Raw genomic sequence first — 20,484 nt, 5'->3', positions numbered from 1 at the left:
ATGGATTATAAAGAAACGAAAGCGCCGTTAAGTACTATTACTTATAACAAAGAAGCTATCGAAGCTCCAACAGAAAATATTTACGAAGCTATTTCAGTTATCGCTAAAAGAGCAAATCAAATTAATTCTGATTTAAAGAAAGAATTAGTTGATAAGTTAGATGAATTTGCTACTTACAATGACAGTTTAGAAGAAGTTTTTGAAAATAAAGAACAAATTGAAGTTTCTAAATTTTACGAACGTTTACCAAAACCACACGCTATTGCTGTAGATGAGTGGTTAAACGGAAAAGTATATCATAGAACTCCAGACGCAGAATAATATGTCTGTATTAAGCGGTAAAAAAGTATTACTTGGTGTTACAGCTGGTATTGCCGCATACAAAACAGCGAACTTAGTTCGTCTATTTATAAAATCGGGCGCAGAAGTCAAAGTAGTTATGACTCCTGCGTCTAAAGATTTCATAACTCCACTTACTCTTTCCACCTTATCAAAAAATCCTGTTCATTCTACTTTTTATGAAAAAGAAGATGAAAACGAACTATGGAACAATCATGTTGATTTAGGACTTTGGGCAGATATTATAATTATAGCTCCTGCTACCGCAAATACCTTGTCTAAAATGACAAACGGTACTTGCGATAACTTATTATTAGCAACATATTTATCAGCAAAATGCCCTGTGTACTTTGCTCCAGCAATGGATTTAGATATGTATCAACATCCATCAACAAAAAAGAGTTTAGATACATTACAAAGTTTTGGTAATATATTAATTCCCGCTACTTCTGGTGAATTAGCAAGTGGATTAGTAGGAGAAGGTCGTATGGCCGAACCAGAAGACATTGTTTCTTTTATTGAAAAAGATGTTGTGTCTAAATTACCACTTCGTGGGAAGAAAATTTTAATTACAGCAGGTCCCACGTATGAAGCAATAGATCCTGTACGTTTTATAGGAAATCATTCTTCAGGTAAAATGGGATTTGAAATTGCAAAAACAGCCGCTAATTTAGGTGCGGAAGTTTTTTTAGTATCAGGGCCATCACATCAAAAAGTAAATCATTCTTTTATTCATAGAGTTGATGTAAAATCAGCAGAAGAAATGTACAAAGCTTGTCATAAATATTATGGCGAAGTAGACATTGCTATTTTATCGGCAGCTGTGGCAGATTATCGACCAAAAAATGTGGCTACTCAGAAAATAAAAAAGAAAGATTCAGCGTTAGTAATTGAATTGGCGCCAACAAAAGACATTTTAAGGTCTTTAGGAACAGTTAAAAAGAATCAATTATTAGTAGGGTTTGCGTTAGAAACAAATAATGAAGTTGAAAATGCAAAGAGTAAAATAACTAAAAAGAATTTAGATTTAATTATCTTAAATTCGCTTCAAGATAAAGGAGCAGGTTTTGCTACTGATACAAATAAGATTACTATTATTGATGCTGATTTTAATGAGAAATCATTTGAATTAAAATCCAAAAAAGCAGTATCAGTAGATATAATTGAAGAAATTATCAATAAAATTAAATAATAATTATATTGTCTTCTCGAGTATTATTGAAAAGTAAAATATTTTTACTTTGAAGATACAAACGCAGTTTTTTCGAGGAGTTTTAATAGGTTTCGACTGCGCTCAACCTGATAAAAATAAAGTGTAATAGATGCGTAAAATTTTCTTTTTAATTTTTGTTTTATCATTCGTTTTTACAATCCAGTCGCAAGAGTTAAACGCTTTGGTAACTATAAATGCAGATAAAGTTCAGAGTAGTAATAAGCAAGTTTTTGAAACGCTTCAAAAATCACTAACTGAGTTTATTAATGATAAACAATGGACAAACAAAAACTTTAAACAACAAGAACGAATTAATTGTGCTTTTACCATTGTTGTAAATGAACAAAGTGGCAATAATTTTAGAGCAAGTATACAAGTACAAGCTACCCGACCTGTTTATAACTCAAGTTACGCAACACCTGTTTTAAATATTAATGACACGAATTTTAACTTTCGTTATAATGAGTTTGATCCGTTAATTTTTAATCCGAATACATACGATTCTAATTTGGTTTCATTAATCGCATTTTATGCATATGCTATTATAGGATTAGATGCAGATACCTTTGCTTTAAAAGGCGGTACTGATTATTTAAAGTCAGCAGAAAATGTAATGCTTCAAGCACAATCTAACGGAGAGTTAGGATGGCAAAATCAAGTAGGTAAACAAAACCGTTTTGTTTTTATAGATAATTTATTGTCTTCAAAATTTAGCCCACTCCGAACTATTTATTACGAGTATCATAGAAAAGGATTTGATAATTTTTCAGAGAATAAGGAATTAGCTAAGCAAACAATAGCGAAAAACATAATTGCGTTAGATAAATTATACAATGTAGCTATTGGTAATTATATGATTCGTGTTTTTTTAGATGCTAAAGGAGATGAGATTTCAAATGTTTTTTCTGATGGCAAACCAACAAAAAACACTCAAAAAATGTTGAGTGTTTTAAATAAAATTGCTCCTACTTATAAAGATAAATGGAAGAAGATTAACTAAAATGAAAAAGGCTAGAATAGTTTTTCTTTCAATTATTATGTTGTATGTAATTTCAATGGGAATTATAAATGATAGCTTAAGTAAACTAGAAAGTTTTTTACTCGCTTTTGTGCTCTTATCAATGGTGATTGACAACTTATTGTCAAGTAGAAAAAAACAATAAACTTCCCTACTTTTTAAAGTGCTATAATTCAATCAAAATTTGTATTTTTATTCTTTTAAAGAATAGAATTTGCTTATACAATTATCCATACATAATTATGCGTTAATCAATCAATTATCGATTGATTTTACAAGAGGTTTATCAATCATAACAGGTGAAACCGGAGCAGGAAAATCCATCTTATTAGGAGCCTTAGGCTTGGTAATGGGAAACCGTGCCGATTTATCATCTTTAAAAAACACGGAAAAAAAGTGTGTTATTGAAGCTAAATTTGCTGTTGAAGGTTATGATTTACAACGTTTATTTGAAAAATTAGATGTAGACTATGAAGCCGAAACGATTATTCGAAGAGAAATTCTTCCTTCAGGTAAGTCGAGAGCTTTTGTAAATGATACACCTGTAAATTTATCAGTTTTAACGGCTTTAAAAACAAAACTGATTGATATTCATTCGCAACATCAAACATCACAACTTTCTGATGTTAGCTTTCAATTTTCAGTACTAGATGCTTTGGCTAAAAACCAACCCAAAATAGCATCTTATAAAAGAGGATTAAAAAAGTATTCAACATTAAATAAAGAGCTTAAAATTCTTCAACAAGAAACTGAAAAATCAAATGAACAGCATGAGTATAATTTGCATTTATTTAACGAGTTAGAAGAAGCAAATTTAAAAAGTGATGAACAAGAGGCTTTAGAGGAAAAACTTGGGCGATTAAATAACATAGAAGAAATAAAACTGAGTTTATCAGAATCTTTAGAGATATCAGTAAATGAAGAAATAGGCTTACAAAACTTATTGTATTCGCTAGAAAATAGTTTGCAAAAAATAAGCGGATACTCTAAAAAATACGAGGAAATTTCTAACAGAGTTACGAGCATTAAATTAGAGTTAGATGATGTTGTTTCTGAACTAGAAAATGAGAATGAAGCGGTAGATTTTAATCCGAATGAAATAGAAGAATTAAATGATAGGTTGCAATTAATATACAACCTCCAGAAAAAACACTCGGTAGATTCTATTAAAGAATTACAGGTTATCCACGAAACATTATCAGAAAAAGTATCGCAAGTAGCCAATGCAGGAACGTTAATTGAAGCAAAAAATGCAGAGATAAATGAAGTTGCTAAAAAGTTAGATGATGTTGCAGTAATGATAACAAAATCGAGAAACAAGGCAATTCCTAAATTACAAAAAGCCTTAGAGTTTTTGTTAACAGAATTAGGGATGCCAAATGCACGTTTTTCTATAAAATTATCAGCATCGAAAGAGTATTTTACAAACGGAAAAGATGTATTAACTTTTTTATTTTCTGCAAATAAAGGAGGTAATTTCGGAGAACTTAAAAAAGTAGCTTCTGGAGGTGAATTATCAAGAATTATGCTTTCAATAAAAAAAATATTATCAGAAAATATACAATTACCAACCATTATTTTTGATGAGATTGATACCGGAGTTTCGGGTGAAGTTTCTAATAAAATAGCAAAAATAATGCAAGATATGGGTACAAGTATGCAAGTAATTACTATTACGCATTTACCACAAATTGCAGCAAAAGGCTTACAACATTACAAAGTGTACAAAGGCGAAGAAAACGGAGTTACAACTTCTAATTTAAAACTGTTATCTAAAGAAGAACGTATTGTTGAAATTGCTGAAATGTTAAGCGGAAAAGACATTTCTGAAAGCGCATTAACACACGCAAAAGAATTACTAAATTAAAACTATATTTGTTTAACAAACCAACAACTATAGATTAAAACACGTAAATATGTACAATTTATTAAAAGGAAAAAAAGGAATTATTTTTGGAGCTTTAGATGAAAATTCTATTGCTTGGAAAGTAGCAGAACGTGCACATGAAGAAGGTGCCGAATTTGTGTTAACCAATGCGCCAATAGCAATGCGTATGGGAAAAATTAAAGATTTAGCTGAAAAAACAGGATCAGAAATTATACCTGCTGATGCAACTTCAATGGAAGATTTAACCAATTTGGTTGAAAAATCGATGGAAATTTTAGGAGGAAAAATCGATTTTGTTTTACACTCAATCGGTATGTCTGTAAACGTTCGTAAAGGACGTCATTATACCGATTCTAAATACGATTTTACGACCAAAGGTTGGGATGTTTCTGCGGTATCTTTTCATAAAGTAATGAATGTTTTATACAATAAAGAGGCCATGAACGAGTGGGGAAGTATCGTTGCATTAACCTACATGGCAGCGCAACGCGTTTTTCCAGATTACAACGATATGGCTGATAATAAAGCGTACTTAGAGTCGATTGCGCGTAGTTTTGGATACTTCTTTGGTCGCGATCAAAAAGTGCGTGTAAATACCATTTCGCAATCGCCAACGCCAACTACGGCAGGACAGGGTGTTAAAGGGTTTGACGGATTTATTTCATATGCCGAAAAAATGTCTCCACTAGGAAATGCAACAGCTTTAGAGTGTGCAGATTATACTATTTCAATGTTTTCTGATTTAACAAAAAAAGTAACATTACAAAATTTATTTCACGATGGTGGATTCTCTAATATGGGAGTGAGTGAAGCCGTAATGGAAAAGTTCGAATAATTTTATACGAAGCTATTTCCTGCTTTCGCTACTCGCTTTTTTTACTGCTGTTCTCGATATAAATTTGTTCATACTTCACAAATTCACTCGAACTGACAGCAAAAAAGAGCTCAAACAAACCGCTCAATCAGGGCTAAACCTGTTTGCCGTTTTAAAGAGTATCCTAAAAAGAATATTACCATATTAAAAGTTGAAAGTTTTTTAAAATAAGAACTTTCAACTTTTTTATTTTCTTATTTTTGATAAACTTCAAAAACATACATTATTAAACTAAATTTTTCCATCATAATTCCCGTTTACAATCGTCCGCAAGAAATAGACGAACTGTTAGAAAGTCTTACAAAACAAGATTTTCAGGAAACTTTTGAAGTTGTAATTATTGAAGATGGTTCAGAAAAATCATCCGAAGAAATTGTAGAAAAGTATGAGAGTCAACTTGATTTAAAATATTTTTATAAAGAAAATAGCGGAGCAGGAGCAAGTAGAAATTACGGAATGCAACAAGCTACAGGTAATTATTTTATCATTTTAGATAGTGATGTTATTGTTCCTCCCCAATATGTATCCGAAGTAAAAAAAGCCTTAAAAAATAATTTTACAGATGCCTTTGGTGGTCCAGATGCTGCGCATAAAAGTTTTACCGATTTACAGAAAGCGATTAATTATTCGATGACGTCCGTTTTAACCACAGGCGGAATTAGAGGTAAGAAAAAAGGTGTTGGTAAGTTTCAACCACGTAGTTTTAATTTAGGATTGTCGGAAGTAGCTTTTAGTAAAACAAACGGATTTTCTAAAATGAAAACGGGAGAAGATATCGACTTAACATTTCGTTTATGGAAAAACGGTTTTGAAACACAATTAATTGAAAAAGCTTTTGTGTATCATAAGCGAAGAAGTACGATTCGTCAATTTTTTAAACAAACATATTCATTCGGAACAGCAAGGCCAATTTTAAATAAAAAGTATCCAGAAACAGCTAAAATTACCTATTGGTTTCCTAGTTTATTTATTATCGGATTTGATATCAGTATTCTTTTTGCAATTTTTGGTTATTGGCAGTTAGTTGCTTTCTACGGATTTTACTTTACGTTATTATTTATAGATACATTAATTCAGAATAAAAATATAAAAGTTGCTTTTTTAAGCATTATTACCTCATTTACGCAGTTTATAGGTTATGGTTTGGGTTTTTTAAAATCGAAGTTTTTTGCTAAAAAATAAATTTACGTCATTCCGAAGTTATTTCGGAAACCTGTATTCTTCTGAAATAGGTTGACTAAAAAATAAATCATTCTTTTTAGTTTTTACCGTAAGTTTGTGTAACAAATTTCATAAATCGATAATGACAACTTTATTTATAAATATCAAGGAATTAATTCAGATTAGAGAGGCTAGTATTAAGAAAGTTTCTGGAAAAGAAATGAGTATTTTACCCACTATAAAAAATGCTTTTCTATTAATTAAAGATGATAAAATCCTGGATTTTGGTACGATGAATAATCTATCTACTAAAGCAGATAAAACTATCGATTGTACCGGTAAAATGATTCTTCCTACTTGGTGTGACTCTCATACTCATATTGTGTATGCTGGTAATAGAGAACAAGAATTTGTTGATAGAATTAACGGATTAACCTACGAAGAAATAGCAAATAATGGTGGTGGAATTTTAAATTCAGCAAAAAAACTGCAAGAAACTTCTGAGCAAGATTTGTATAAACAATCAGCAGTTCGTTTAGAAGAAGTTATGAAACTTGGTACTGGTGCTGTTGAAATAAAATCAGGATACGGTTTAACTGTTGATGCTGAATTAAAAATGTTACGTGTTATTAAAAAACTAGGCGAAAATTATAATCTGCCTATCAAAGCTACTTTTTTAGGAGCTCACGCTTTTCCGAAAGAATACAAAGATGATAAAAATGGCTATATCGATTTGATTATTAATGAAATGCTACCAAAAATAGCTAAAGAAAAATTGGCAGAGTTTATAGATGCTTTTTGTGAAACTGGTTATTTTTCAGTTGAAGATACCGATCGAATTTTAGAAGCTGGTAAAAAATATGGATTAATACCAAAAGTACATGTAAATCAATTTACAACTATTGGAGGTGTTCAAGTAAGTGTAAAACATAAAGCTTTATCTGTAGATCATTTAGAAATTATGAATTCTGATGATATTAATACCTTAAAAGGAACCGATACCATGCCTGTTGCTTTACCATCGTGTTCCTATTTTTTAAGTATTCCCTATACACCTGCTAGAAATATTATAAATGCAGGATTACCTTTGGCTTTGGCTACTGATTTTAATCCTGGCTCAACACCTTCTGGTAACATGAACTTTGTAGTTGCTACTGCCTGTATTAAAATGAAAATGACTCCTGAAGAAGCTATAAATGCAGCAACTATAAACGGTGCCTATGCCATGAATTTATCTGATAAAGTTGGAAGTATTACAAAAGGTAAGAAAGCTAATTTTATCGTTACAAAAGAAATTTTAAGTTACGGTGCGATTCCTTATAACTTTGGTTCTGTTTTAATTGATACAGTTTTTATTAACGGAAAATCAATTTAATATGTTACAATTATTTAGTCAAAAAAACATTACTAATTTTGTTAATCTCCGAGAGGGAGAAGCAAAATTAGGGCAATATATACAAACTATTTTGGCAATTGAAGAACTTAAAAATTCAACTGCTAAATTTGTAATTATTGGAGTGCCAGAAGATATTGGTGTAAAAATGAATTATGGAAATGGTGGTGCACATACTGCCTTTATTCCTGCTTTAAAATCGTTTTTAAACACGCAAGAGAATCAATTTATAAAAGGAGAAGATATTCTTGTTTTAGGCTATTTAGATTATCTTGATGAAGTTTCAACCTTTGATGGTTCTGATAGAGAAAAAGGTGATTTTCTTGTTAAGGCTATTGATAAAGAATTATCATCTATTATTAAAAGAATTATTGAAGCTGATAAAACTCCGATTATAATCGGTGGAGGGCACAACAATTCTTATGGTAATTTAAAAGGTTTATCCGAAGGAAAAAATCAATCAATAAATGTAATTAATTTAGATGCCCACACCGATTTGCGTCGTTTAGAAGAACGCCATAGTGGTAATGGATTTTCTTATGCTATTGAGCATCAGTATTTAGATAAATATTTTATGTTCGGTTTACATGAAAATTATACTCCACAGTATGTTTTTGATATTATTCATAGCAACATAAATATCGATTACAATACATATGAAGAGTTAGAAGTTTACAAATCTATTCCGTTTGAAAACGAATTATTACGCGCTAAGAACTTCATTCAAGATAAACCTTTTGGTATTGAGATAGATTTAGATTGTATTCAAAATTTTCCGAGTAGTGCAATGACTCCGAGTGGATTTACAACACTACAAACTAGAGAATTTGTTCATTATTTCGCTAAAAATGAAAACGCTAGTTATATTCATATTTGTGAAGGTGCTCCTGCTATAATGCAAGATACTTCTGCTATAAATCAAGTAGGTAAATTTATAAGTTATTTAATTTCTGATTTTATAAAAGCGAAAGAATAGTTATCGTTTAATCAATCCAGTTTTTAAAGTCTTTTACACGCTCTCTGCTTACTATTATTTCGGTATCTGTATAAGAATGTAATACTAACTGCAAACGAGAGTTTGTATATGAAACAATATCTTTTATGGCATTTATATGCACAATAAAAGTTCTGTTTACTCTAAAAAAATGTTCAGGATTTAATTGCTCTTGCCAATGCTCTAAAGAATCATCAATTAAATAATTACGGTTAGAGTTTGTGTGAATATAAGTGGCTTTATTTTCTGAATAAAAGCATTCAATTTCATCAACATGTATAATTTTTATATGTTGACCTACTTTTATTGTAAATCGCTTTTTAAACTTTCTATCAACCGGATTTATCAGTAGTTTACGAATATCATCAATATTAACTTTTACTTCAGATTTTTGGGTTTGATTTTCTTTAAACTTGTTTACCGCAACAGCTAATTCATCTTCATCAAGTGGTTTTAATAAATAATCTATTGAGTTTAATTTGAATGCTTTTAACGCATATTCATCATAAGCAGTTGTAAAAATAATGGCCGATTTCACCTCTATTTCTTCAAATATTTCAAACGACAATCCGTCTGACAACTGAATATCAAGAAAAATTAAATCTGGATGTTTATTGTTTTGAAACCAATTTATTGATTCTTCTACAGAATGCAACATCGTTTTAACCTGAATATCTAATACAAATAACATTCTGTTTAATCGCCTTGCTGCTGGTTTTTCATCCTCAATAATAATAACATTCATAGTTCTTATTTATTATTTTTCATCCATGTATTCTTTTATCTTTCGCTCTTCCCAATTTTTACTAAACAGGTTTTGTTTGCTATACACTTTTACACCGTGTATTACCAAAATAATTCCCCACCAAAAGAAAAAACGATAATTATCTATATCAAAAAAAGCTTCTTCAAGTGAATCACCCAATTTAATGTCTTTATAGATTCGGCGTGCTATAAAAAATAAATTTACGAGTATATATACAGATAAGTGCTTATAAAATTGTTTAAGCTCTTCAACTTTTTTTTGAGCTACTAGGTATTTTTCTGAGTAGTTATTAGTTTCCATCTTCTTATTTTTTTTCATTCATAAACTCGTTTACTTTTTTGTTTTCCCAGGCATCAAGAAAAGTAATTTTATTCTTAAAAGCATATAAAGCATGAATTAAAACTCCGCCTCCCCACAATAAAGAATTTATCCAAACATTTGCTCTCGCCCATTTTAAGGTTCCTGGGTTTTGAATATGGTTTTCAAAAAAAGTAAATATTGTATTTGAAAAAATAGCCAACACAAGCATCATAATTACAAAAATTTGCAAATGATTATAAAAATTCTTGATTTTTTTTACTCTTTTCTCTGCTTGATCATAAAGTTTATCTGTTTCCATAATTAAAATTTATTATCGTCCATATATTGTTCTATCTTTTTTTTCTCCCAATCTTTTCCGAAGAATAAATTAGAACCAAAAACCCCTAACCAATGAAAAAATAATCCTATCCCCCAAAATAACCAAGTTGAATAAGTTCCGAAATGAGTAAGTGCTTCTACAAAACTATATTGATCTTCACTCGTTAATCCAAATATAATAATTCCTGATATAAAAATATTTACCAATACATAAACAACTAAATGAATATAAAATCCTTTAATTTTTTCTACTCTCTTTTTCGCAAGTATATATTTTTGTTCTTCTGAATAATCTCTTTCCATTTTATTTATAGTTTTTATCTGCTTTAATTATTTCTTTAATCTTACGCTCTTCCCAGTTTTTAGTTAAACTTTTATTATTGAATACGAAAATATTTAAAAAATGAAAAAAAACTCCTGTTCCCCAACCTATTAACGAAAACCAAAACCAATGAAAATGAGGTTCGAATTTTAGATTTACAAAAATTATTACTGGTATAACAATACAATAAATTGTTAAGTGTGTGTAAAAACCTTTAATTCTTTTAACTCTTTTCTTTGCTAGAATGTATTGCTGTTGTTCTCTTTCCATCTTATTTATAATTTTTATCGTCTTTCATCATTTCGTTAATCTTACGCTCTTCCCAATTTTTCCCTAAGAAAATATTATAATTATTTACTTCTAAGAAATGAAAAGTTAATCCAACTCCCCATCCAAAAATAGGGAACCAAAACCAATGAAATTGTGGTGAAAATTTTAAATTGATAAATATTAAAAAAGGAATCACCATACAATAAGATGCTAAGTTTTGATAAAATTCTTTTAATTTCTCTACCTTTTCTACAGCTCTTACATACTTGCTGTTTTCTATATTATTTGAATTATATGACATGTTATTTGTTTTTGTTAACAGCGGTAAACTCACTGTAAATGTTTTGTTATTATTTTTAATTTCTACCCGTTCATCAGTTATTAAACCATAACGATCTGCAATATTTCTTAATCCTACCTTTGTACTTTTGCCAATTGCTTCTTTAGGATTAACCGTATTTTGAATTTGTAAAAAACCATCTTCTTCAAAAATGTGAATTTGTAAAGGTTTAGCTGATGAAACGACATTGTGTTTTACTGCATTTTCGAGTAATAATTGTAAAGACAATGGCACTATTTTTAAATCGGAGTTACTTACCGTAGTTGGAATATTAAATTGTACCGCATCTTCAAATCGCATTTGTAATAGCTCCATATATGTTTTAGCAAACCTTAATTCTTCTTCTAACGGAATTAACTCTTTATTTCGCTGCTCTAAAACATACCGATATACTTTTGATAATTTTGTGGTAAATCTTTCCGCTTGCTTCGGATTTTCGCCTATTAAAGAGGTTAAAACGTTTAAACTATTGAATAAAAAATGTGGATCTAACTGACTTTTTAAGGTTTCAAACTTTGCGGTTTCTGTTTTTGCTACTATTTCATGTTGTGTTGTTTCTTGTTTTAATGACGCTTTCCAATTAATCATAAAACTACGAGCATGAAAAAAACTTGCAATTCCTAAAGAAATTATAATCGCAAATAAATGAGACCAAAATAATTTTCCATCAAAAAAATCTGAAAAATCATGCTGAAAAATTAGTACATATTGTATATAATGAATTAATAAAACAGCTATAATAGTGTAACAAATAGTTGCTATTACTCCAGCCCAAACTCTTTCGTTTGTTTGAGTAGCCCAGTTCCACCTAGTATTTAAATAGTTATTAATTATTCCGTTTCCTAAGCCCAATATAAAAGAATACATTGCTGAAAATAAAAATACAACTGCAGCTCCTTTAATGGTAAATTGTTGATTTATGATTGTAAAAATTACACCAAAGACTATCGTTAGTTTTAAACATATTAAAAAATCTTTTTTTAAACTTGTAAATGTATTGGATGTATATTTTTCCATTGTTACTTTCTTGCTAAAATTTAATTTTTAAAGATACATTTTTATCAGCAATCATAAATTTTGACTGTTCATATTGCGGTGGTCCGTAAGGATTAATTACATTGTTTGAAGAACCGTAATCCTCTAATGGCATTCCGTTTGGTTTAAAATCCATTTTACCATTATTATTTTTATCATGAAAACAAATAATCGCATACTCTCCTAATGGTACATCTTTAAAAACAACAGTGCTTTTACCTTCTTTTATTATAGTTGATGCTACTTTTATTGGTTTTTTTCTGAAATTGTCTTTCGTATATAAAGCATAACTTATTTTACCTAAGTCTGATGTAGCATTTACAACTGTTACTTGTATTTCTTTGTTCTGAGCTGTTAACTCTGCTACTATAAAGAGTTGAATTAATATTAATATTGCTGTTAAAAATTTCATGATTCTTCTTTTTTACTGATTAATTACACTACAAATATGCTGCTGTTCTATCGTTTTTAAAACTAAAAACAACTGAACTGTATTTATTTTAGGATGAACTGTAACAATTCGTATTTTTGAGCTACTTATAACCAATCAACGATATTAAACTTAGTGAACAAAGAGTTAGAAAATAAATTTTTATCTGATTTTGAAGCCAATCAAAACATTGTGCATAAAATTTGTAGGCTTTATACTACAAACCAAGATGCTCATAACGATTTGTTTCAGGAGGTAACAATTCAACTCTGGAAAAACTACAGTAAGTTTAGAGGAGAAGCTAAATTTAGTACATGGATGTATCGAGTGGCTTTAAACACCGCTATTTCTTTATACAGAAAATCTACTAGAACTGTAAAGACACAAGATATTACTGACTATGCTTTTAAAATTAAAGCTGTTGATTATGACGAGACAGAGGAATTACAATTAAAAGCACTTTACAATGCCATTAGAAAACTAAATGACATTGACAAAGCACTAATATTTTTATATCTAGAAGATAAGCCTTACAAAGAGATATCTGTAACCTTAGGTATCAGTGAAGTAAACGCTCGTGTAAAAATGAACAGAGCAAAGGATAAATTAAAAAAAGTATTAAACCCATAATAAATGGATTTAGATAAATATAAAAAAGCATGGGATAATCAACCAGAAGAAATAGATACAGTTTCTAAAGTTGATATCTATAAAATGGCGCATTCAAGGTCATCATCAATTGTAAAATGGATTTTTATTATTGGAATATTAGAGTTTATACTCTTAAACTCCATGTATTTTTTCGTTGATATGGACCAAGCTAATAAAGAATATGAAAAAATAGGTTTAGGTGATTTTGTATTTTATTCTCAGATAATAGCTTATGTGATATTATTTTATTTTTTAATTAAATTTTATTTAAACTATAAGCGTATTTCAGTTACTGATTCTACAAAAGAATTGATGACTAAAATTGTAAACACTAGAAAAACGGTTAAGTATTACGTTTTATTTAACTTATCTTATTTATTTATAATTACAGTTGCTGTTGTGGTTGCGACAGTAAAATCTCATCCTGAATTCACCAATGCAAAAACATTTGTTTTTATTATAGTTACAGCTGTTATTTCTTCAATAATGTTAGTATTGTTATGGTTGTTTTACCAGTTAATTTATGGTATTCTGTTACGTAAACTAAATAAAAACTATAAAGAATTATCTAAATTTGATAATTTGAATTAAGTCCTTAAAAAAGAGATTGTTTTACTACAATCTCTTTTTCATTTTAACCAATTAAATTGTTATTTTTACCCAAATTATATTAAATACTTTCATGAAAAAAATCATTACTCTTTCTTTGTTTTTACTATCAATAAGTTTATTTTCTCAAGAATCTGATTTTTGGAACAACACACGTTTTGGTGGTAGTTTTGGTTTTAGTTTTGGTAGTAACACAACTACACTTTCTATATCGCCAAGTGCGGTTTATGATTTTAACGAAGAGTTCTCTTTTGGAGGTAGTTTTGGTTACCTATATAATAAAAGTAGTGACTATAGTGCAAACATGTATTCTGCTAGTGTTATAGCTTTATATAGGCCAATACCTGAAATAGAGTTCTCTAGCGAACTTTTACAATCTTATGTTAGCAAAAAAATAGGTAATATTAAAGACAACTATAGTTATCCCTCTTTAAATATTGGTATCGCTTATATTACAGGTAAAGTTACTTTTGGCGTTCAGTACGATGTATTATACAAAGAAGACAAAAGCATTTATGCAAATGCTTTCTCTCCTTTTATTAGAATCTTTTTCTAAAAAATTTTAAGTTCTTTTAATAAAACAATTAACATTTCATTCGTGAAATTTAAATGCGTAACAATTCGTATTTTACCTTCCCCCATAGAGATTAACAAAATACCTTTTGATGCCATTTTATTGATGAAATCCATCGGATCAATCTTATCATCTACATAAAAGATAATAATATTAGTTTGAATAGGTTCTACCTTTGTTACATATAAGCATTCTTCTAAAACAGTACCTATCTGTTGCGCTTTTTGATGATCTTCAGCTAAACGCTCAACATTATTATCTAACGCATAAATTGCCGCTGCTGCTAAAAAACCAGCCTGTCGCATTCCGCCTCCAAATAATTTACGAACACGTAATGCTTTTTCCATATGTTGTTTAGTTCCTACTAAAATAGAACCTACAGGTGCTCCTAATCCTTTAGATAAACAAATAGAAATCGTATCAAACAACTCTCCATATTGTTGCGGGGTTTCATTTTTTGCTACCAAAGCATTAAACAAACGAGCACCATCTAAATGAAAAGCTAAACTATTTTCTTTAGCTATTTTTTGTGTTTTCTGTAACTCGTTAAAATCCCAACAAGCTCCACCGCCTTTATTAGTGGTGTTTTCTATACAAACTAAACGACTATAAGGAGCATGAATATCTGCTCTACCAGAAACCGCTTCCTTTAATTGATTGGCTGTAAACATACCTCTATCTCCATCAATCAAATGAGAAGTAACTCCCGAATTAAATGCAGCTCCACCACCTTCAAAATTATATACATGTGCCCATTTATCACAAAACATTCTATCTCCTGGCTGCGTATGAATTTTTATAGCAGTTTGATTTGCCATCGTACCTGAAGGAAAAAACAATGCTGCTTCCATATTAAATATTTTAGCAACCTTCTCTTGCAATACGTTTACCGTCGGATCAGCACCAAAAACATCATCACCAACCTTTGCGTTCATCATCGCTTCTAACATTCCTTTTGTTGGCTTCGTAACAGTATCACTTATTAAGTTTATTTCCATTTTTATCTACGGTTTTAAAATGTATTTTTGTTGTATGATTACACACGAACAGTTGAAAGATATTACTGAACGAATTGGCAAGTTAAAAGGTTATTTAGAAATTGACAAGAAGTTGATTGAAATAAATAATGAGGAAGAAAAAACTGCTGACCCTAACTTTTGGAGCAATCCAAAAGAAGCTGAAATTTTAATGAAATCCCTTCGATTTAAAAAGAAATGGGTGAGTGATTACAATTCGGTAATTACAATGAACGAAGATCTTAGTGTTTTATATGATTTTTATAAAGAAGATGCTGTTGATGAAACTGAAGTTATAGAACAGTTCGAAAAAACGGCTACTTTTCTAGAAGATATTGAGTTTAAAAACATGCTTTCTGAAGAAGGCGATAATTTAAGTGCAACCATTCAAATTACTGCAGGTGCTGGCGGTACCGAAAGTTGTGATTGGGTAGAAATGTTAATGCGAATGTATACCATGTGGGCAGAAAAGCAAGGTTTTAAATTAAAAACTCTCAATTACCAAGCTGGTGATGTTGCGGGTGTAAAAACAGTTACCATAGAGATTGATGGCGATTATGCCTTCGGATGGTTAAAAGGTGAAAATGGCGTACATCGTTTGGTTCGTATTTCTCCTTTTGATAGTAACGGAAAACGACACACCACATTCGGATCTGTATATGTGTTCCCGGTTGCTGATGATACTATTGAAATAGAAATTAACCCTGCTGATATCGAAATTGTTACCGCACGTTCTAGTGGTGCTGGTGGACAAAATGTAAACAAAGTGGAGACCAAGGTTCAGTTGACTCATAAACCAAGCGGAATTCAAATTCAATGTTCTAACTCACGTTCTCAACACGATAACAGAGCAACTGCTTTAAAAATGTTAAAATCGCAATTGTATGAAATTGAATTACAAAAACGTTTAGCTACAAGAGAAAATATTGAAGCAGGAAAGCTAAAAACCGAATGGGGAAGTCAAATTCGTAATTATGTAATGCACCCTTATAAATTAGTGAAAGATGTACGTACAGCGCATGAAACGGGAAATGTAGATGCTGTTATGGATGGAAACATCAATCCTTTTTTAAAATCGTACTTAATGTTAAACGGACAAAAAGAAAAGTAAATTGTACTGTCACATCGAGTGAATTTGTGAAGAATGAGCAAATTTGTATCGAGATAATATATTAAAAACGTTGAAACTTAAATAATAATGATAAAAATATTTCACAATAATAGATGTAGTAAATCGCGTTGCGGATTAGAAATTTTAGAAAAATCAGGTAAGAAATTTGAAGTTGTAAAATACTTAGAGGATATCCCTACAGAAACAGAATTGAAAGAAATTGTTTCTTTATTAAATATTACTCCTATTCAATTAGTTCGTAAGAATGAAAAAGTTTGGAAAGAAGAATTTAAAGGTAAAGAATTATCTGATACTGAAATTATACAAGCAATGGTAAACAACCCTAAACTGATTGAAAGGCCAATTGTTATTAATGGTAATAAAGCAGTTATTGGGCGTCCGACAGAAAGTATTTTAGATATTATTTAATGTATTGTCCTAATATAGATAGCCCCTTTTTTAGCCGTTTAGAAGGTAAAAAATATTTTGAACTATGTTTGTTTTTAAATTGTTAGTTCAGTCAAATCTACATTATTTTTTCGATACGGTTTGTATATGAAAAGTAGCAGATTAATGTGTGACAATTTTCGGTTTAAAAACAAAGATAGCAGAAAAGAACCAAGCTTTCAGTTAAACACTCCCCCTTATTACTTATACACTTTGTTGGCGGTAGTTTTTTACTTTATAATTAAGTATCATTATTTAAATGCATCATAATAACGTACATTTTCATCAAGTTTATTTGCTGTTGTTTTTGCATCATGTATTGTCCTGATATAGGTTGACCTTTTTTCAGGTTAATTTATACCGTTCAAACTATTTTTTTAGCCGTTTAGAAGGCAAAAACTATTTTGAACTATGTTTGTTTTTAAATTGTTAGTTCAGTCAAATTTACATTATTTTTTCGATACGATTTGTATTTGATGTTTGGATTTATATGTACTTCTGCTGGTTTTCTTAAATCAAGGCTAAAATGAGTTCTTAAATTGTTGTAACTACCGCCTGTTTAGCTAACTTTTGAGCAATAGGAGTGTTCTTAAGACAGTTTTTAAGTCCATGTTCATATTTTAACGTTCTATTAATTCTCTCCGCAATAGCGTTCTCATACGGATCATATTGCTCTGTCATACTCATTGTTATTCCATTATTTTCAGCAAACTGAGTATATTCAGGACAACAATATTGCATACCTCTATCAGAATGATGAATCAATTTTTTCGATGGATATTTTCTGTTTTTTATAGCCATTTTTAAAGCGTCCTTACAGAGTGATACTTTCATATGGTTATCTAGTTTATATCCCATAATTTTCTTTGAATATGCATCCGTTACAATAGCTAAATAATTGTGTCCATTTTCTGTTTTAATGTATGTAATATCGCTTACCCAAAGTTGTTCGGGCCTAGTAGGTATTTTGTTTTGAATGAGGTTTTTATACTTTTTAAATAAATGATTAGAGTTTGTGGTAGTTATGTAGTTTTTGAGTTTAGGAACCAGTAAATTATGTAGTCTTAATACATCAAAAAATTTATCTCTACCGATTTTAATATCTTGTTGGATCAACTGATTTTTAAGTTCTTTATATAGTTTTTTACCTCCAGTTCTGGAGCTTACTTTTTTACGATATTCTTTGACCATCGTAATTATTTTAATGTCGTTTATAGCTTTGCTTTGTTTTACTTTTTCTCTTTTGTAAAAGGCTTGTTTACTAATCCCAAAACATTGATAGAACCATTTTCTTTTAAACGGTTTTTCTTTTTTAGTGCTATCTCTTTTGCTAATGTTTTGGGTAATGACTTTTTTGACATATCAACACCTGTGATGATTTCCATATCAGCAATAATATCTTGCTGAAAGTCCTTTACAAACTCCAGTTCTTCAATACGTTCCTTTAATTTTTTAATTTCATCTAATTTACTCATACCAGTATTTTGTTGTACTAAAGTACTATATTTTTTGACCCAATAGGCAATTGTAGTCCTTGGAACGACATATTTTTTGGAAGCTTGGTTGTTGGATAGCTGACCATTTAAGATTTGGTCAACAACTAAAAGTTTGGTCTCTAAATTTACTTTTTGATAGCTTTTTTTTCGCCAGTGATCATTTTGTGTTTTCATAAGTGACTATAATTAAATGTTTAATTTTTAGTCAACCTATTTCAGGACGATTCATCGTTTTATATGTTGCACAACGTTCGGGCTAAGATTAGTACGGAATTAAAAAGAAATTAATTTCTGATTAAGCACTTAGTCAAAACTTTTTATTTTGTTTTATCTTTTTCTGTTCTAAAGTCAAATCAAAAGATTTGGCTGACATTATAAAAATACACTAAACTTTGGATTAAGCACCAAAACCCGTATTAATTTTAGCCATTGTTATGTGTAGTTTTTTATTTAATCACAGAGTCAATTTTAACACCATTTTCAACAATTACTGTTTTGATTAATTTTCCTTGTTTATTATAATGTAGGTTCTCTCCGTCGAATAAATCATCTTTCATAGTTGCGCTGAAAGATAATTCACCATTTTCATAATACTCTTTAAATTTCCCTTGTTTAATTTTACCAAATAAGTTACATTCTTGTTTTAATACACCACTTTCATAATAGATTTTTACTTTACCGTTAGCTTTATAATCTTTTGCTTCAGTTTCCATTTTAAGTTTTCCACTTTCATAATAAAAATAGGCTTTTCCGTATGATTTAAGACTGACTGTGTCCAACTTATATATTTCCAATTTCTTTATATTTCCATTTGGATAGTAAGTTCTACAAGTATCTAAAGTTTTGTTATTCCAGTAATTACAATGTTTTTTTAATGTTTTGTCAACGTAATAAGTTTTGTATTCACCGTGAAGTTTTTCATTAAATCTATTATTTGATTCCTCTAAGTTTCCATTTTGATAATAAAAAAAACCTTTTCCTGATTGTATTCCTGAATTCCAAAAAGCAGATGATTTTAAATTTCCATTTTTCCAATAATTTTTCCTTTTCCCGTGAGGTTTTCCGTTTTTGAAGTTGATAATTTCTTTTATGTTTCCATTGTAATTACCACTCTCACTCCAATATCTTTTCCATAAGCCTTGTTCTAAATTATTTTGAACTAAACCCTCTTCTATTATTATTTGAGCTTTGTTCGAATAAAAATGTTTGTGATAGCCGTTTTCATAAACTCTTTTATATTCTAAGTTATCTTTAACCCATATTGTGTTAATCAATTCACCAGTTTCTCTATTATAAAATTTCTCAATTCTATTATTGATATTATCTAATACTTCTATTTCACCAAACTTATTTCCATTATCATAATAATTCGTTAATTGACCTTTATTATACTTGAAATCGGATTTTTTACTTATTCTTTGCCAATATCCGTTTTGTCCATCTTCTTTATAAAAAATATAGTTTGAATTCCTATATTTGGAGTCATTTATATCACCTTTTTCCTGACAAGAATAAAAGGTTAGAATAAATAAGATTAAGTAATATATTTTCAATTTACAGGCTTGGATTCAACGTTGTAACGCAACAAATCGTTATTAATTTTTGATGTTACTAAGCTACGTTTTTTAGCTCAATATTGATCATTTCTTGGGGTGTTTTATAACCAATAATTTTTCGAGGTCTATTGTTTAGTTTTTGCTGAATAATTTGCAGCTGATTTTCCATTTCAATTCCGTTGTCGTAAGTCATAGATTTTTTAAATTTAGCGTTTAATTGATTTAACATTTTAGAAAATACATCAGCAACTTCATCTGCTTTTTTGGAGTTTAATTTTAATATTAAAGTGAACCTTGTTTTACGTTCTACGATGGTTCCTATAGCACTTTTATTGTCTTTTC

At 29.7% G+C, this 20,484-nt stretch carries 25 protein-coding genes; 13 read left to right on the top strand and 12 right to left on the bottom strand.

From position 1 onward, the window contains the following. The 8 genes from N2251_RS09675 (at nucleotide 1) to N2251_RS09640 (ending at nucleotide 8,862) form a co-directional block, all read left to right on the top strand. Nucleotides 1-321, top strand: a complete 321-nt coding sequence (locus tag N2251_RS09675) for a DNA-directed RNA polymerase subunit omega (protein WP_260586522.1) — start codon at nucleotides 1-3, stop codon at nucleotides 319-321. A gap of 1 nt (nucleotide 322) precedes the next feature. Next, complete coding sequence (gene coaBC / locus N2251_RS09670; protein ID WP_260586521.1) at nucleotides 323-1,531, top strand: bifunctional phosphopantothenoylcysteine decarboxylase/phosphopantothenate--cysteine ligase CoaBC; 1,209 nt, start codon at nucleotides 323-325, stop codon at nucleotides 1,529-1,531. A 130-nt stretch (nucleotides 1,532-1,661) separates the two neighbouring features. Beyond that, nucleotides 1,662-2,552 (top strand): type IX secretion system protein PorD, encoded by an 891-nt coding sequence (porD, locus tag N2251_RS09665; RefSeq protein WP_260586520.1) that lies wholly within the window; start codon nucleotides 1,662-1,664, stop codon nucleotides 2,550-2,552. Between the two features lie 232 nt (nucleotides 2,553-2,784). After that, complete coding sequence (gene recN / locus N2251_RS09660) at nucleotides 2,785-4,437, top strand: DNA repair protein RecN (RefSeq protein ID WP_260586519.1); 1,653 nt, start codon at nucleotides 2,785-2,787, stop codon at nucleotides 4,435-4,437. Between the two features lie 49 nt (nucleotides 4,438-4,486). Further along, nucleotides 4,487-5,293 (top strand): enoyl-ACP reductase FabI, encoded by an 807-nt coding sequence (locus N2251_RS09655; RefSeq protein ID WP_260586518.1) that lies wholly within the window; start codon nucleotides 4,487-4,489, stop codon nucleotides 5,291-5,293. Between the two features lie 264 nt (nucleotides 5,294-5,557). Next, nucleotides 5,558-6,514 carry a glycosyltransferase family 2 protein gene (locus tag N2251_RS09650; RefSeq protein ID WP_260586886.1) on the top strand — a complete coding sequence of 319 codons (957 nt, stop codon included), beginning with the start codon at nucleotides 5,558-5,560 and terminating at the stop codon, nucleotides 6,512-6,514. Between the two features lie 121 nt (nucleotides 6,515-6,635). Continuing rightward, nucleotides 6,636-7,868, top strand: coding sequence for an imidazolonepropionase (hutI, locus tag N2251_RS09645; protein WP_260586517.1), 1,233 nt, complete (start codon nucleotides 6,636-6,638; stop codon nucleotides 7,866-7,868). A gap of 1 nt (nucleotide 7,869) precedes the next feature. Continuing rightward, complete coding sequence (locus N2251_RS09640; RefSeq protein WP_260586516.1) at nucleotides 7,870-8,862, top strand: formimidoylglutamase; 993 nt, start codon at nucleotides 7,870-7,872, stop codon at nucleotides 8,860-8,862. A gap of 7 nt (nucleotides 8,863-8,869) precedes the next feature. Here N2251_RS09640 and N2251_RS09635 read toward each other — a convergent pair whose 3' ends face one another. The 7 genes from N2251_RS09635 to N2251_RS09605 are packed head-to-tail and all read right to left on the bottom strand — an operon-like array spanning nucleotide 8,870 to nucleotide 12,664. After that, nucleotides 8,870-9,625: a LytR/AlgR family response regulator transcription factor gene (locus tag N2251_RS09635; protein ID WP_260586515.1), complete on the bottom strand. Its 756-nt coding sequence runs from the start codon at nucleotides 9,623-9,625 to the stop codon at nucleotides 8,870-8,872. A gap of 12 nt (nucleotides 9,626-9,637) precedes the next feature. Next, nucleotides 9,638-9,964 (bottom strand): 2TM domain-containing protein, encoded by a 327-nt coding sequence (locus N2251_RS09630; RefSeq protein ID WP_260586514.1) that lies wholly within the window; start codon nucleotides 9,962-9,964, stop codon nucleotides 9,638-9,640. Further along, nucleotides 9,951-10,265, bottom strand: a complete 315-nt coding sequence (locus tag N2251_RS09625) for a 2TM domain-containing protein (RefSeq protein WP_260586513.1) — start codon at nucleotides 10,263-10,265, stop codon at nucleotides 9,951-9,953. Before N2251_RS09625 ends, N2251_RS09630 begins: the two co-directional genes overlap by 14 nt. Before the next feature lie 2 nt (nucleotides 10,266-10,267). Beyond that, the gene (locus tag N2251_RS09620; RefSeq protein ID WP_260586512.1) at nucleotides 10,268-10,588 is read right to left on the bottom strand and encodes a 2TM domain-containing protein; all 321 of its coding nucleotides are present in this window, start codon (nucleotides 10,586-10,588) and stop codon (nucleotides 10,268-10,270) included. A gap of 1 nt (nucleotide 10,589) precedes the next feature. Further along, the gene (locus N2251_RS09615; RefSeq protein WP_260586511.1) at nucleotides 10,590-10,877 is read right to left on the bottom strand and encodes a 2TM domain-containing protein; all 288 of its coding nucleotides are present in this window, start codon (nucleotides 10,875-10,877) and stop codon (nucleotides 10,590-10,592) included. Between the two features lies 1 nt (nucleotide 10,878). Next, the gene (locus N2251_RS09610; RefSeq protein ID WP_260586510.1) at nucleotides 10,879-12,234 is read right to left on the bottom strand and encodes a 2TM domain-containing protein; all 1,356 of its coding nucleotides are present in this window, start codon (nucleotides 12,232-12,234) and stop codon (nucleotides 10,879-10,881) included. Nucleotides 12,235-12,247: 13 nt separating this feature from the next. Further along, nucleotides 12,248-12,664 carry a DUF2141 domain-containing protein gene (locus N2251_RS09605; protein WP_260586509.1) on the bottom strand — a complete coding sequence of 139 codons (417 nt, stop codon included), beginning with the start codon at nucleotides 12,662-12,664 and terminating at the stop codon, nucleotides 12,248-12,250. A gap of 153 nt (nucleotides 12,665-12,817) precedes the next feature. Between N2251_RS09605 and N2251_RS09600 the strand changes: the two genes are divergently transcribed. The 3 genes from N2251_RS09600 (at nucleotide 12,818) to N2251_RS09590 (ending at nucleotide 14,498) form a co-directional block, all read left to right on the top strand. Next, nucleotides 12,818-13,312, top strand: a complete 495-nt coding sequence (locus N2251_RS09600; RefSeq protein WP_260586508.1) for an RNA polymerase sigma factor — start codon at nucleotides 12,818-12,820, stop codon at nucleotides 13,310-13,312. A 3-nt stretch (nucleotides 13,313-13,315) separates the two neighbouring features. Continuing rightward, the gene (locus N2251_RS09595) at nucleotides 13,316-13,924 is read left to right on the top strand and encodes a DUF8845 family protein (protein WP_260586507.1); all 609 of its coding nucleotides are present in this window, start codon (nucleotides 13,316-13,318) and stop codon (nucleotides 13,922-13,924) included. Nucleotides 13,925-14,015: 91 nt separating this feature from the next. Beyond that, the gene (locus N2251_RS09590) at nucleotides 14,016-14,498 is read left to right on the top strand and encodes a hypothetical protein (RefSeq protein WP_260586506.1); all 483 of its coding nucleotides are present in this window, start codon (nucleotides 14,016-14,018) and stop codon (nucleotides 14,496-14,498) included. On the opposite strand, the gene N2251_RS09585 is transcribed toward N2251_RS09590, so the two are convergent. After that, nucleotides 14,495-15,514 (bottom strand): threonine aldolase family protein, encoded by a 1,020-nt coding sequence (locus N2251_RS09585; RefSeq protein ID WP_260586505.1) that lies wholly within the window; start codon nucleotides 15,512-15,514, stop codon nucleotides 14,495-14,497. The genes N2251_RS09590 and N2251_RS09585 overlap by 4 nt on opposite strands. 34 nt (nucleotides 15,515-15,548) lie before the next feature. On the opposite strand from N2251_RS09585, the gene prfB reads away from it, so the two are divergent. Next, nucleotides 15,549-16,643: a peptide chain release factor 2 gene (gene prfB / locus N2251_RS09580; protein WP_260586504.1), complete on the top strand. Its 1,095-nt coding sequence runs from the start codon at nucleotides 15,549-15,551 to the stop codon at nucleotides 16,641-16,643. Nucleotides 16,644-16,730: 87 nt separating this feature from the next. Then, a complete protein-coding gene (gene arsC, locus N2251_RS09575) occupies nucleotides 16,731-17,072 on the top strand; it encodes an arsenate reductase (glutaredoxin) (RefSeq protein ID WP_260586503.1) in 342 nt (113 codons plus the stop codon). Between the two features lie 552 nt (nucleotides 17,073-17,624). On the opposite strand, the gene N2251_RS09570 is transcribed toward arsC, so the two are convergent. The 4 genes from N2251_RS09570 to N2251_RS09555 form a co-directional block, all read right to left on the bottom strand. After that, entirely contained in the window at nucleotides 17,625-18,356 is a 732-nt protein-coding gene (locus N2251_RS09570; protein WP_260586885.1) for an IS3 family transposase, read from the bottom strand. Further along, complete coding sequence (locus tag N2251_RS09565) at nucleotides 18,320-18,760, bottom strand: helix-turn-helix domain-containing protein (RefSeq protein WP_260586502.1); 441 nt, start codon at nucleotides 18,758-18,760, stop codon at nucleotides 18,320-18,322. Before N2251_RS09565 ends, N2251_RS09570 begins: the two co-directional genes overlap by 37 nt. A gap of 272 nt (nucleotides 18,761-19,032) precedes the next feature. Beyond that, nucleotides 19,033-20,139: a toxin-antitoxin system YwqK family antitoxin gene (locus N2251_RS09560; RefSeq protein ID WP_260586501.1), complete on the bottom strand. Its 1,107-nt coding sequence runs from the start codon at nucleotides 20,137-20,139 to the stop codon at nucleotides 19,033-19,035. A 58-nt stretch (nucleotides 20,140-20,197) separates the two neighbouring features. Beyond that, on the bottom strand, nucleotides 20,198-20,484 hold a 287-nt coding region (locus N2251_RS09555), incomplete at its 5' end, for a transposase (RefSeq protein WP_376741004.1).

The sequence above is a fragment of the Tenacibaculum haliotis genome, from assembly GCF_025215075.1.
In the GTDB taxonomy this organism is placed as follows: domain Bacteria; phylum Bacteroidota; class Bacteroidia; order Flavobacteriales; family Flavobacteriaceae; genus Polaribacter; species Polaribacter haliotis_B.
Note: the sequence above shows the minus strand (reverse complement) of the source record. Positions and strands in the feature narration are given on the sequence as shown.

Coding starts and splice junctions, on each gene's coding strand:
- N2251_RS09675 (WP_260586522.1), top strand. CDS start 1: ATGGATTATAAAGAAACGAAAGCGCCGTTAAGTACTATTACTTATAAC.
- coaBC (WP_260586521.1), top strand. CDS start 323: ATGTCTGTATTAAGCGGTAAAAAAGTATTACTTGGTGTTACAGCTGGT.
- porD (WP_260586520.1), top strand. CDS start 1,662: ATGCGTAAAATTTTCTTTTTAATTTTTGTTTTATCATTCGTTTTTACA.
- N2251_RS09655 (WP_260586518.1), top strand. CDS start 4,487: ATGTACAATTTATTAAAAGGAAAAAAAGGAATTATTTTTGGAGCTTTA.
- hutI (WP_260586517.1), top strand. CDS start 6,636: ATGACAACTTTATTTATAAATATCAAGGAATTAATTCAGATTAGAGAG.
- N2251_RS09640 (WP_260586516.1), top strand. CDS start 7,870: ATGTTACAATTATTTAGTCAAAAAAACATTACTAATTTTGTTAATCTC.
- N2251_RS09635 (WP_260586515.1), bottom strand. CDS start 9,625: ATGAATGTTATTATTATTGAGGATGAAAAACCAGCAGCAAGGCGATTA.
- N2251_RS09630 (WP_260586514.1), bottom strand. CDS start 9,964: ATGAAAAAAAATAAGAAGATGGAAACTAATAACTACTCAGAAAAATAC.
- N2251_RS09625 (WP_260586513.1), bottom strand. CDS start 10,265: ATGGAAACAGATAAACTTTATGATCAAGCAGAGAAAAGAGTAAAAAAA.
- N2251_RS09620 (WP_260586512.1), bottom strand. CDS start 10,588: ATGGAAAGAGATTATTCAGAAGAACAAAAATATATACTTGCGAAAAAG.
- N2251_RS09615 (WP_260586511.1), bottom strand. CDS start 10,877: ATGGAAAGAGAACAACAGCAATACATTCTAGCAAAGAAAAGAGTTAAA.
- N2251_RS09610 (WP_260586510.1), bottom strand. CDS start 12,234: ATGGAAAAATATACATCCAATACATTTACAAGTTTAAAAAAAGATTTT.
- N2251_RS09605 (WP_260586509.1), bottom strand. CDS start 12,664: ATGAAATTTTTAACAGCAATATTAATATTAATTCAACTCTTTATAGTA.
- N2251_RS09595 (WP_260586507.1), top strand. CDS start 13,316: ATGGATTTAGATAAATATAAAAAAGCATGGGATAATCAACCAGAAGAA.
- N2251_RS09590 (WP_260586506.1), top strand. CDS start 14,016: ATGAAAAAAATCATTACTCTTTCTTTGTTTTTACTATCAATAAGTTTA.
- N2251_RS09585 (WP_260586505.1), bottom strand. CDS start 15,514: ATGGAAATAAACTTAATAAGTGATACTGTTACGAAGCCAACAAAAGGA.
- prfB (WP_260586504.1), top strand. CDS start 15,549: ATGATTACACACGAACAGTTGAAAGATATTACTGAACGAATTGGCAAG.
- arsC (WP_260586503.1), top strand. CDS start 16,731: ATGATAAAAATATTTCACAATAATAGATGTAGTAAATCGCGTTGCGGA.
- N2251_RS09565 (WP_260586502.1), bottom strand. CDS start 18,760: ATGAAAACACAAAATGATCACTGGCGAAAAAAAAGCTATCAAAAAGTA.